Source organism: Yersinia fenwicki (assembly GCF_043099325.1).
Lineage (GTDB): Bacteria > Pseudomonadota > Gammaproteobacteria > Enterobacterales > Enterobacteriaceae > Yersinia.
In genome coordinates, this window is record NZ_CP170755.1 from 544,539 (window position 1) to 556,793 (window position 12,255).

The window sequence follows — 12,255 nt, forward strand, 5'->3', positions numbered from 1 at the left end:
AGGTAGCTAGCTCCTGCGACTTCAAGCACGAAGGGGAGTGCCGTTTGCTTATTAATTTGTACGGTTACCGTACACCAGGATTATCCCTTCATGACTTTCTATTGGTTTGCTCAAGCCGTTGGTGTGCTGGCATTTTTTGTCGGCATTACCATGTTCTTCAACCGCGATGAGCGGCGTTTCAGGTTACAACTTTCTGCTTATAGCGCCATTATTGGCTGCCATTTCTTCCTGATGGGGGCCAGTGCTGCCGGTAGCAGCGCTATGCTGAATGCATTACGTAATCTGGTCGCGGCTAAGACCCGCAGCAGTATTGCTATGTTGGTGTTTATTATTCTGATAGTGGCTTTTGGCCTCTGGCGTATGCAGCATGCCATCGAGATCTTGCCAATTTTTGGCACCGTTATCAGCACCTGGGCGATATTTCGCACTACAGGCCTAACAACCCGCTGCGTGATGTGGGTCTCCACCGTTTGTTGGGTTATTCATAACGTCTGGTTGGGGTCGATCGGAGGGTCATTGATTGAGGGCAGTTTCTTATTACTTAATGGCTTTAATATTATCCGTTTTTATCGTCTGCAACGGCAAGGGATAGACCCTTTTCTGGTCGAAAAGAACGTCGCAAAATAATAAGAAACGGGGGCCAAATTGCCCCCGATAGTTATCTCTATAATATGGTTCAGACTGATTTACGGCTCGCCAGCGGATCAGGATTTGCTAATCTGGCATCATCTGCCTGACAAGCTGCGGCGGTAAAAATAACGTCAGTTGACGAGTTCAGCGCAGTTTCAGCTGAATCCTGCAATACGCCAATAATGAAACCAACCGCCACTACTTGCATAGCGATTTCATTGGGGATACCAAACATACCGCAAGCCAGTGGGATCAACAGTAATGAGCCACCGGCAACACCGGATGCCCCACAAGCACAGATAGCAGCCACCACACTTAATAGCAGCGCAGTTGGCAAATCTACTGGGATACCTAAGGTATGAACCGCCGCCAGCGTTAACACGGTAATGGTGATAGCGGCACCCGCCATATTGATGGTGGCACCCAATGGAATAGAAACGGAGTATGTATCTTCGTGTAAGTTCATCTTCTTACACATTTCCATATTAACGGGAATATTTGCGGCTGAGCTGCGGGTAAAGAAAGCGGTAACGCCACTTTCGCGCAGGCAGGCGAAGACCAGTGGATAGGGATTGCTGCAGATTTTCCAGTAAACAATCAGTGGGTTAACTATTAACGCTACGACTAACATACAGCCAATTAATACCACCAGCAGGTGTGCATAGCCCAGCAACACGCCAAAGCCGGTTTCGGCCATCGTGGATGCCACCAGACCAAAAATACCTAATGGTGCGAAGCGGATAACCACACGTACCACCACAGTGACGGCATCAGACATATCATTAATCAATGCCTTGGTGGTATCTGCCGCGTGACGCAAAGCAACACCCAGACCAACAGCCCAGGCCAGAATACCGATATAGTTTGCATTCAGCAGCGCATGGATTGGGTTTGCTATCACACTGTTTAACAAGCCCTTCAGTACGTCAACAATCCCACCTGGCGGGGTGATATCCGCGTTCTGCGTAGCCAATACTAAAGTGGATGGGAACATAAAGCTAACAGCAACCGCAATCAGAGCTGCCGAGAATGTGCCTAACAGATATAAAAACAGAATAGGGCGGATACTGGTTTTTTGGCCTTGCTTATGGTTGGCAATGGAGGCCATAACTAGCATCAAAACCAAAACAGGGGCGACTGCTTTTAATGCGCCGACGAACAATGTACCCAGCAAACCCACTGCCAGTGCGGCTTGAGTTGATACCAGCGCTAAAATAATCCCGGCAATCAACCCGACCAGAATTTGCTTGACCAAACTGCCGCGGATAATAAATCCGATAAAGCCAGACTGTGTCTTTTCCATAGTTTCCAGTGATACCTCTTCCCAATCTTTAGTTAATTAGCGCATGAGCCGGAACGGGGCTACGCACTGATACCCGTCATACTTCAAGCTGTATGTGCGTTGGCTGCCCTCGCTTACCCGAATCACTTACCTAAGTAAGCTCATCGGGGTGCACTCAGTTGCCGCCTTCCTACAACTCGAATTATTTGGGGTAGAGTTTTCACACCTGTAACTTTGTATTATTTGTAACTGGGTGTGTTTGCTTTGACAGTATAAGGGAATCTATTGAGCAGGAAAGAAACAATCGGCAAAATCCAATGCAGATCAAATTTGCATAACATTTCGTTTACATTTGTGTGATGGCAATAACATTTGGTTGCTGGCGAAATAAGCGAGATAAATGCGGGGCAGTAACCACCCCGCATAATATATTGTATCGTGATGATAACTATTTATTGGTAGTATTATCTGCTGCTAAATGCTTATCTGCACGATGATTTACCCACGTATTAATTAACAATGTTAGGGCAAGAATACCTGCCACCACGCCTAATGAAATGCCAATAGGGATATGGAACAGATCGATAATCATCATTTTGACACCGATAAACACCAATATCACGGATAAACCGTATTTCAACATGGAGAAACGCTCAGCCACGTTTGCTAACAAGAAATACATGGCGCGCAGGCCTAAAATCGCAAATAGGTTAGAGGTCAAAACAATAAAGGGATCGGTGGTAACCGCGAAGATAGCCGGGATACTGTCGACGGCAAAAATCACATCACTCAGTTCTACCAGAATTAGTACCAATACTAATGGCGTGGCATAGAGCAGGCCATTTTTGCGTACAGTAAAGCGATCACCATGTAGCTCGTCAGTCATGCGCAGGTGATTGCGAATCCAGCGTACCAGCGGCTTCTCGCCGATCGGTGTACTGTCTTCTTTCGCCAATGCCATTTTGATACCAGTAAACAGGAGGAAGGCGCCGAACAGGTACAAAATCCAACTGAATTGTGATACCAACCAGCTTCCTGCGAAGATCATGATAGTACGCAGCACGATCGCGCCCAATACACCGTAAATCAGTACTCGGCGCTGCAAATTGGCAGGAACAGCAAAATAGCTAAATAGCATCAGCCAGACGAAGACGTTATCGACAGCGAGTGCTTTTTCAATCAGATAGCCGGTGAGGAAGGCCAGCGCCTGTTTGTCGGCGATTTCCCGGCCCATAGTTTCGGTCAGATACCACCAGAAACCGGCGTTAAACAGCAAAGATAAACTCACCCACACCAGCGACCAACAGGCAGCCTGACGTAGAGTCATGGTTTGTGAGCCACGACGCCCCTGCAACAATAAGTCGATGGCGAGCATAATTGTCACAACAACGGCAAAACAACCCCACAATAAGGGTGTACCCACGGTATTCATCATTAAGGAACCTCATAAAAACAAAAACGGCCAACGTCGGAAGACGCCAGCCGCTATGTCTGAGCTGCAAGCAAACCTCGCCTTCCGGCAAGGTCTCACTTACAACTCTATTAATGTATACCCGTTATCTTTCAAGCTGTATGTGCGTTGGCTGCATTCATTCACCCAGTCACTTACTGATGTAAGCTCCTCGGGACTCACTCACTTGCCGCCTTCCTACAACTCGAATTATTTTGGGTATGGAAGCATCTAAACAGATGCCAGAACATTAATGAGGTGCCCGGTAACCGGGTGCTTTCGCACCGTAATGACGGCAAACCGGCAATGAAGTTACTCCCCTTTGCCGCGCAAAAATAATGGAAAATGGCCGACACGTCAATCGCTGAAACAAAATATTAACTATGTATCCTTCATATGCGCAGCTTACCAGCAACACCAATGACTTTGGCTATACTGCCGGTGGCTGGGAATCCGCTGGGAAGATAACCCCTGTTTGGCGGCGGATATCCGTCTGGATACGTGACGTCAGTAATGACAGTTGCAAGCCATCATGTTCGACCTGATTGGTTTCAACCAGATTGGCAAAAACCTCAGCTTCATACAGCATAGTATTAATATGCTGGGGCTGCGTCAGATCTTGTGAATGGCTGCCTCGGGGGGTAAAGGCCACAGACAGGCATTCAGAGATGCTTTCGATAACCAATGAACCATCTTCGCCCTGTATTTCACTGGGAATATCGGATTGGCTCACTTTTGAATGGATAATCACCACATCAAAATCACCATAATTTAGGCAAACTGTACCATGCGCATCAACACCACTCGGTAATAAACTCGCGCTCGCCATCACGGATTTAGGCTCTCCCCATAATGCCAAAGCACTGGCCAGGCAGTAGTAACCGATATCCATGATAGAGCCATTTGAAAATGCTGGGTTAAAGGTATTAGGGTTTTCGCCATTCAGGTAGCGCTGGTAACGTGAAGAGTATTGGCAGAAATTGATAAAGGCTTTACGCAATTTCCCCACACGCGGAAGAGATTGTTTTAATTGAATAAAGTTAGGAAGATAGGCCGTTTTAAACGCTTCGAATAACACCACATCATGCTCGCGGGCACAGGCAGTCAACGCTTCAACCTCTGCAATATTTGAGGCTAATGACTTTTCACAGATAACGTGTTTTTTATGGCTGAGAAACAATCTGGCTTGGGAGTAATGCAAGGCGTTTGGGCTGGCGATATACACTGAATCAATCTGATCGCTTGCCGCCATAGCTTCAAGATCATCAAAACATTCAGTAACGTTATAATTATCACCAAACTCTTTAGCTTGCTCCAATTTACGCGAGTAAACAGCAGCCAGTTTCATTTTACCACTTTCGTGGGCGGCATCAACAAAGCGCGCGGTGATCCAATTGGTACCAATAACAGCGAAGCGAATCATAGTGAACTCCATTCTTACAGAAGAAAAACACATTGAACCGCCCCGCGAACAACGGATTGGTTTTTTAAAGGCTAGTAAATCGCACCAAACAGATCCAAATGTGTCAGATAAAGGCGCGTATCAAATTCTAATTGATGATATTGCGGTTCCATATGGCAGCACAAACTATAGAACGCTTTGTTGTGATCTTTCTCTTTCAAATGTGCTAATTCATGCACCACGATCATTTTTAAAAAAGCTTCAGGGGCATTTTTAAATACCGTAGCTACCCGGATCTCTGCTTTGGCCTTTAATTTGCCACCTTGCACTCTGGAGATAGCGGTGTGCAGCCCTAGCGCATGTTTCATCACTTGGATTTTACTGTCATAGGCCACTTTACTGAGTGGTTGAGCATTCCGCAGATATTGATTCTTTAAATCTATCGTATATTGATACAACATTTTATCTGTATTGTAATCATGAGGTTGCGGATAGCGTTGCCGTAATACACTTCCCAACCGCTGTTCACTGATAAGCTGCTGTACTTGGGACTGTAAGTGTTCTGGATAACCTTGCAGATAGGTGAGTTCCTGCATATATATGTGCTCTGGCTGCCAATAGTTTTGTGTATCTTGATGCTGATAATAGCGTTTTCCAATGGGTTAGACAAAATCCGGTTGCTTAGAAAAATCCAGCCGTTTGAATGGTTTCTAACTATTAGCCACAGAGGAGCAATACCAATATTATTTTTACACCGGAGAGGGTATGTGAGTTGTGACGTATTGTTAAAGTGAAGATACCTGCAATATTATATTTACAGGTATCTTTTATTGTTATCAGAAAGCGTATTTTATGCCAACCAAGGCATTAGTATCGTTGGTATTATAATTTCCAATCTGATGATTGATATTTGCCCAGGCATGCAAACGTTGGTCAATTTTACTTTCTACGCCAATTTTGATTTCAGCACTGTTTTTACTGATGTTCTCAATACCTTGTCCTGAAAGTTGTGTGCCGGTATTGTAATTTTGATGAAGCCAGTTAACAGCAACAAATGGCATGAATTCTTGACCTGAGTTATTGGTGGTTTGCAGATATGTTTTAGCACCAATACGGGTTATCAATTGGCCTTTGTTAGTATAATTGATGATATCTTTATTGGTTGCAGTATGATTTTGAGCATTGATTCCTACCAAGGTGATTTTTGCATTGGGCTGGATGAAGTAACTCAATTGCTCAGTACTACCAATATTAAAGGTATAACCGCTTTCTATTGAGTTGGTAAAACCGGAGGACTTATATTTTTCCTCTGCTAGTTCTTGGCCGTTAACGGCATTATTAAACCAGCTGTATTGCGCCAAGGTATCAATGTAAAGCCCTGTCTTATTTTGCTGATCCGATAGCCAGGTCGCATATACACCAAGGTTATAGCCATTAACAGAACCATTAGAATAATAGCCTGTAACCTTAGACTTGCTGTGGTTGGTTGCTTTACCCAACCCAGCCAACATACCGATTCGCCCGCTGCCTTGCGTGCCAATATCCCACTGAGCAACATCGCCGCCAAACTGAATTGAGTAGTATTTCCCTTTGATATTCAGTTGGTCAACTGTATTACCAAACTGCTTTATTCCACCCTGAGTTTGTATCCACATACTGGAAGTGCGCCATTCTCCGGTAGCAGCATCCTTATATTTATAATTCCCAGAACGATTGTCTAAGTCAGAGGTGAATAGATGTCTCGCCATTGATAGATTGGCAATATAACTGCCATTTTCTGGGCGATAAACGGGCTGATAGGTTTTTTGGGGAATGTTTTTGTTCTCAGTTTTGGCTTTATTTGGTGCTGTTACTACAGTGTCTTTTGTTTGCGGATTTTCTTGTTCCTCAGCACCTTTAGCTGCTAGCGTGTTATCTGAATTTTTTTTCCAATCCTTCTCTTGAGATGTGGCAGCTAATTCAGCCTCCTCTTCTTTTATTTTTTCTGGTAGATAAGCGAATAATGCACTTACTGGATTGTTGCTAGGGCCAGGGAGGCCATGCTTGCTGCGTGTTTTTTCAACCTGATGATATAGACCATCGCCTGAGTTATCTGAATCATCATTTTTTGCTAACTCTGGTAGCTGTGGATTTACCTTTGTCTTATTTACTTCTGACTCTGGTATAACCTCCTCTACCTTTTTCTCAGCCATAGGTTTCTTTTCAATATTTGCAGCATCACTGATCATATACCAGTTCTTGTTAAGATCAGCTTCACTCCCACGTCTGAGAAAATATTCATGCGCGCCAGCGACGTCACGACCATCTTGTTCGAATTCACCATTAGATTCACCTTTAACCTCAATCAATGGAATACCTAAATCAGTTTTCGCACCTTTACCGCCTAAATTATTAATTACAATCTTCGTATGTCCCGATGTATTACCCTCAACCAACATACTGTCAGTTTCAGACTCATCTCCCTCTAGCTTGCTATAAAAAACTAGCGTTCCGCCATCGCTGTGATAATCCCCTGCAATAGCTAATTTATTACCTGCCTGGCCATGATTTAGATGGATCTGGCTATTTTCTGAAATATTAAGTGCAGCAACACTTGAATCTCCAGCCATATACCATTTACTTTTCCCATCGATAATCATACGAACACCGTTAACTTTTGTATCTAGTGTACTATGAGATAATATGAGTTCAGCATCCGCCTTACCTATAATTGGGCTGGAAGAAAAATCTGCTTCTAATAGTTTTAATGTACCTGCTCGTATATGTGTTAGGCCGGAGTACATATATGTACTAGAACTGCTACCTTGTAATGTGAATGTTTTCTCAGGGCTGTCTATAGTTAATGAACCACTGCCTTCTATATTTGCTACTATTCCTCCACCTATGCCGCTGAAAATAATATCTCCATCGTTTATAATATCATAACCATTTGTTTTTAATTCTGAGCCAGGCGAAAATTCGGTAGTGCCATTTAGGTTTACATCACTGTTTAATTCTAAGATACCTTCAACTGAGGTGTTTGATAGTGTTGGATATAATATCTCGATACTTTGAACGACTAATTTCCCTCCTTTTTTAATATGTGTTTTTTCTGCAGTTCCACTACCACCATGGTAGAATTCGCCATGCATTCCAACCGTGGTATCTTCGGCTTTTCCGATTTTGTATATATCCATTCTTCCCGTTATTTCAGGATCTGCTGGTAGCGGTTCATTTTCCTCTTTAGTTAAACCGATAAAGGTCTTAGATGCAGTGGCGCTGTCTGTTACCTCCATCCTACCATTTCGAATTTTAGTGGTATTGGCTTGACTTTTTCCTGTTAATAAAAATAATGAAGATATACTATCGGTATCAATTATGGTATCGGAAGCTTCCGCCTTATCAGTGAGTGTTAATGAACTAGAGCCATTTAGGCTGGAATTCTTTGCTTTTTGATTCAATATTAGTTTTACATTTTCATCATTCACTGCTCCCTCATGAGTGTTAGCTATATTTGCGTTTACGTTTGTAGATGCACTCCCTAATATAAATAATACGGATGCAATAAATTTAGCTATAGGGCTTTTTTTTAATATGTTTCTTCTTGAGTTATTTATATTTTCCATAATTTAATATCACTAATCCTTATAATGGCTGAGTACCCCATGACTTATTGTTTTGGGGGGTGAGGTTCTGATGGTTGATTTAAATTTATAATGACTATGATCAGTAAGTCTTGTAACTGTTGATTATGTTGCAATGTGACTTAGTATTTATAATGTTTTATTTTTTCATGCGGAAATTATTTATTAATAAGTCTTAATTTCCTTGTGATTTATTATTCTCATATTTTAATAAGAGATATTTATCTCCTTTTATAATTAAGAGCTATGGTTTAGCAGGATGTTTTCAGCGCAAAAGTGTAAAATCTGCCTCCAACGGCATAGCCGAAGGCTACATGTCTGTACCTAAAACAGCATTTAAGTAAAAAAACATTTTACTGAGCGCCTGTTTTAGGGGATAAACAGCCCAAATTTGTTATTTCTAATAGAAGCCAGGAGCGGTGATGAGCCAAGTCTTACTGGGGACACAAAGCTTTGAGCTTGAGCGTTTCCCCCCACAAGAAAATTCCAATACCTTACAGGCATGGGAAGCAGCAGATGAATATCTGCTACAAAACATTGACTTAAACCAAATTGATGGCCGTCCGGTGCTGGTGTTTAATGATCAGTTCGGTACGCTGACCTGTGCTTTACATGCTTATCGCCCGTTTAGTGTCAGCGACTCTTATATGAGCCAACTGGCAACGGCACATAATTTACGTTTAAACCATCTGGATGAAGACGCTGTCACATTGCTGAGCAGTATGGATGCTTTGCCTGAGGCCCCTAAGCTGGTGGTGATTAAGATCCCTAAAGCTTTGGCGTTGTTGGAGCATCAATTACGTGCTTTGCGTCGTGTCGTTGCGCCAGACACGGTGATTATTGCCGGGGCGAAATCTCGTGATGTGCATAATTCAACCCTGCAATTGTTCGAAAAAATTCTCGGGCCGACCAAAACCACGCTGGCATGGAAAAAAGCACGCCTGATTCACTGCGAAGTGGCCGATATTCCTCTGGCTGAGGATGCGCCGGAAACGATCGATTGGCCGCTGGCAAATACCGAATATGTCATCCATAACCATGCGAACGTTTTCTCGCGCAATAATTTGGATATTGGTGCGCGCTTCTTTATGGAAATTCTGCCCTATGATGTTGAGGGTAAAATAGCCGATCTGGGTTGCGGTAATGGGGTAGTGGGTTTAATCGCGTTGGAGCAAAACCCGCTGGCAGAAATGTTATTCGTTGATGAGTCATACATGGCGGTGGCATCCAGTGAGCTGAATGTGACCTATAACCGCCCGCAAGATTTGCCGCGTTGTGAATTTATGGTGAGTCATGGTTTGGCTGGTGTTGAGCGCGAGAGCTTACAGTTGGTGTTATGTAACCCGCCATTCCATCAACAACACGCCGTCAGTGACCATGTGGCCTGGCAGATGTTCTGTGATGCCAAACGCTGTCTGAAAGTGGGCGGCGAACTGATGATTGTTGGTAACCGTCATCTGGATTATTTCCACAAACTAAAACGGTTATTTGGAAACTGCGAGACGCTGGATTCCAATCAGAAGTTTATGGTGCTCAAGGCCGTGAAGACGGCCTCATCACGCTCTGAGGGTGGTGGGTCGGGTAGCCTCGACATGTCGTACAGCGATTTCTAATCGTAGAGTCACAGGCGGCTTCTACCTCCTGTGATTCTACTGACAAAGTCAAATGAAGGGGAAACGTGCCGTTGGGGCCGTAACGGCGTAAGCCGTCGGAGTGCCCCGAGGTGCGGTCAACCCTTCACTCACTAAACTATAATTAACCTCGCTCCTATTTAGCTAACTTCATGCTCATATCGCCAGCGCCAGCCGCGTTCCTTGATCTATTGCCCGACGGGCATCCAGTTCGGCGGCGATATCAGCACCACCAATTAAATGCACCGTTTTTCCCATTTCCAGCAAGGGTTGATGCAACTCCCGGCGCGGCTCCTGACCGGCACAAATAATAATGGTATCGACAGGCAGGCAACTGGCTTGTTCTGCTCGAATGATATGTAAGCCCTCATCATCAATACTTTCGTAGCTGACACTGTTGAGCATTTTCACTCCGCGCATAGCCAGGCTGGTGCGGTGTATCCAACCGGTTGTTTTCCCTAATCCTTCACCCACTTTACTGCTTTTTCGTTGTAACAGAAAAATCTGTCGTGGTGATAGATGGACTTTTCCCCCGGCGGGAGATAAACCGCCGCGATGGGCCAAATCCTGATCAATGCCCCATTCTTGGCTGAATGCGCGGCTATCCAGGCTGCTGGAATCACCCGATTGGCTGAGATATTCGGCAGTATCAAACCCAATTCCACCCGCACCAATAATAGCGACTCGTTCTCCCACCGGTTTTTTATCACGCAAGACATCCAGATAGGTGAGTACTTTGGGATGTTCGATACCTTTAATAGCAGGTAACCGTGGCTGAATACCGCAGGCAAGGATCACTTCATCAAAATCAGCCAGTTGCTCCGGCTGAACTGGAGTATTCAACTGTTGAATAACACCATGAAGCACTAATTGACGGCGGAAATAACGCAGAGTTTCGTAGAACTCCTCTTTGCCGGGGATCTGTTTGGCGATATTAAACTGGCCGCCAATATCGGTTGCGGCATCAAAGAGTGTGACTTGATGGCCACGGCTGGCGGCGGTGACGGCAAAAGCTAATCCGGCTGGGCCAGAACCGACGACAGCAAGCCGTTTTGGCGCTTCTGTCGCTAATACGGGCATTTCGGTTTCACGGCAGGCGCGAGGATTGACCAAACACGAAGTCAGCTTGCCGTCAAAAATTTGATCCAGACAGGCCTGATTGCATCCGATACAGGTGTTAATTTCATCAGCCCTATCCTGTGCCGCTTTTTGCACGAAAGCCGCATCAGCAAGGAAGGGGCGTGCCATCGATACCATATCTGCACAGCCGTCGGTCAGAACTTGCTCTGCCACTGAGGGGTCATTGATCCGGTTGGTGGTGATGAGCGGTATATTCACTTTCCCCATCAATTTGCGGGTCACCCAACTGAATCCAGCGCGTGGCACCATGGTGGCGATCGTAGGAATTCTGGCTTCATGCCAGCCGATACCGGTATTAATCAAGGTAGCACCGGCTTGCTCGACTGCTCGCGCCAACAGTTCAATTTCATCCCAACTGGAGCCATCCTCCACTAAATCGAGCATCGAGAGGCGGTAAATCAAGATAAAATCTGGGCCCGTTGCCGCTCGAACGGCCCGTACGATTTCAACGGCAAAACGCATGCGACGAGTAAAGTCACCACCCCATTCATCATTGCGCTGATTAGTTCGCGCGGTCAGAAACTGATTAATCAAATACCCTTCAGACCCCATTACCTCGACGCCGTCGTAACCCGCTTGTTTGGCTAACTGTGCGCAGTGAGCGAAGTCAGTAATGGTTTGCAGCACTTCGTCGTGACTTAATGCCTGAGGGGCAAACGGGTTAATCGGAGCTTGTAATGTTGAGGGGGCGACTGGCTGTTTTTGATAGCTATAACGGCCCGCATGCAAAATTTGTAGCGCGATTTTACCGCCTGCACGATGTACCGCATCAGTCACAATTTGATGGTGTGGCACTTGTGTGGCGTCATTTAGCACCGATGCACCTTGATACACGACGCCTTTTTTATTGGGCGCAATACCACCAGTGACAATCAGGCCGACGCCTCCTGCAGCGCGCTCAGCGTAGAATGCCGCTAGGCGTTGTGGACCATCAGGCAACTCTTCCAGCCCAGTATGCATCGAGCCCATTAATACGCGATTTTTCAGGGTGGTGAAACCAAGATCTAAGGGGGCGAGCAGGTGAGGGTAAGCTAACATTGCAGTCTCCATTATTGTTATTCCTCTCCGTTACAACTGCGTTTCGCCAGTGGTCGGAT

At 45.1% G+C, this 12,255-nt stretch carries 8 protein-coding genes; 2 read left to right on the forward strand and 6 right to left on the reverse strand.

Annotated features, from left to right (window positions below; genetic code table 11):
* The first annotated feature begins 90 nt into the window (after window positions 1–90).
* Window positions 91–627, forward strand: a complete 537-nt coding sequence (locus tag ACF3VQ_RS02515; RefSeq protein ID WP_392433263.1) for a YgjV family protein — start codon at window positions 91–93, stop codon at window positions 625–627.
* 49 nt (window positions 628–676) lie between these two features.
* Here ACF3VQ_RS02515 and sstT read toward each other — a convergent pair whose 3' ends face one another.
* From sstT to ACF3VQ_RS02540, 5 genes are all read right to left on the reverse strand, one after another.
* On the reverse strand, window positions 677–1,933 hold the full coding sequence (gene sstT / locus ACF3VQ_RS02520; protein WP_392433264.1) for a serine/threonine transporter SstT: 1,257 nt from the start codon (window positions 1,931–1,933) through the stop codon (window positions 677–679).
* 427 nt (window positions 1,934–2,360) lie between these two features.
* Complete coding sequence (locus tag ACF3VQ_RS02525) at window positions 2,361–3,347, reverse strand: TerC family protein (RefSeq protein ID WP_392433265.1); 987 nt, start codon at window positions 3,345–3,347, stop codon at window positions 2,361–2,363.
* Between the two features lie 445 nt (window positions 3,348–3,792).
* The gene (locus ACF3VQ_RS02530) at window positions 3,793–4,785 is read right to left on the reverse strand and encodes a Gfo/Idh/MocA family protein (RefSeq protein WP_392433266.1); all 993 of its coding nucleotides are present in this window, start codon (window positions 4,783–4,785) and stop codon (window positions 3,793–3,795) included.
* Between the two features lie 71 nt (window positions 4,786–4,856).
* Window positions 4,857–5,360 carry a M48 family metallopeptidase gene (locus tag ACF3VQ_RS02535; RefSeq protein ID WP_392433267.1) on the reverse strand — a complete coding sequence of 168 codons (504 nt, stop codon included), beginning with the start codon at window positions 5,358–5,360 and terminating at the stop codon, window positions 4,857–4,859.
* A 240-nt stretch (window positions 5,361–5,600) separates the two neighbouring features.
* The gene (locus ACF3VQ_RS02540; RefSeq protein ID WP_392433268.1) at window positions 5,601–8,369 is read right to left on the reverse strand and encodes an autotransporter outer membrane beta-barrel domain-containing protein; all 2,769 of its coding nucleotides are present in this window, start codon (window positions 8,367–8,369) and stop codon (window positions 5,601–5,603) included.
* A 440-nt stretch (window positions 8,370–8,809) separates the two neighbouring features.
* Here ACF3VQ_RS02540 and rlmG point away from each other — a divergent pair, with 440 nt between their 5' ends.
* Window positions 8,810–10,000 (forward strand): 23S rRNA (guanine(1835)-N(2))-methyltransferase RlmG, encoded by a 1,191-nt coding sequence (gene rlmG, locus ACF3VQ_RS02545; protein WP_019080009.1) that lies wholly within the window; start codon window positions 8,810–8,812, stop codon window positions 9,998–10,000.
* Between the two features lie 174 nt (window positions 10,001–10,174).
* On the opposite strand, the gene ACF3VQ_RS02550 is transcribed toward rlmG, so the two are convergent.
* A complete protein-coding gene (locus ACF3VQ_RS02550) occupies window positions 10,175–12,196 on the reverse strand; it encodes an FAD-dependent oxidoreductase (protein WP_392433269.1) in 2,022 nt (673 codons plus the stop codon).
* Window positions 12,197–12,255: the final 59 nt, after the last annotated feature.

Bases quoted from the DNA above. Each gene is read 5' to 3' on its own strand.
- ACF3VQ_RS02515 (WP_392433263.1), top strand. From the start codon at position 91: ATGACTTTCTATTGGTTTGCTCAAGCCGTTGGTGTGCTGGCATTTTTT.
- ACF3VQ_RS02535 (WP_392433267.1), bottom strand. From the start codon at position 5,360: ATGCAGGAACTCACCTATCTGCAAGGTTATCCAGAACACTTACAGTCC.
- ACF3VQ_RS02540 (WP_392433268.1), bottom strand. From the start codon at position 8,369: ATGGAAAATATAAATAACTCAAGAAGAAACATATTAAAAAAAAGCCCT.
- ACF3VQ_RS02525 (WP_392433265.1), bottom strand. From the start codon at position 3,347: ATGATGAATACCGTGGGTACACCCTTATTGTGGGGTTGTTTTGCCGTT.
- rlmG (WP_019080009.1), top strand. From the start codon at position 8,810: ATGAGCCAAGTCTTACTGGGGACACAAAGCTTTGAGCTTGAGCGTTTC.
- ACF3VQ_RS02550 (WP_392433269.1), bottom strand. From the start codon at position 12,196: ATGTTAGCTTACCCTCACCTGCTCGCCCCCTTAGATCTTGGTTTCACC.
- sstT (WP_392433264.1), bottom strand. From the start codon at position 1,933: ATGGAAAAGACACAGTCTGGCTTTATCGGATTTATTATCCGCGGCAGT.
- ACF3VQ_RS02530 (WP_392433266.1), bottom strand. From the start codon at position 4,785: ATGATTCGCTTCGCTGTTATTGGTACCAATTGGATCACCGCGCGCTTT.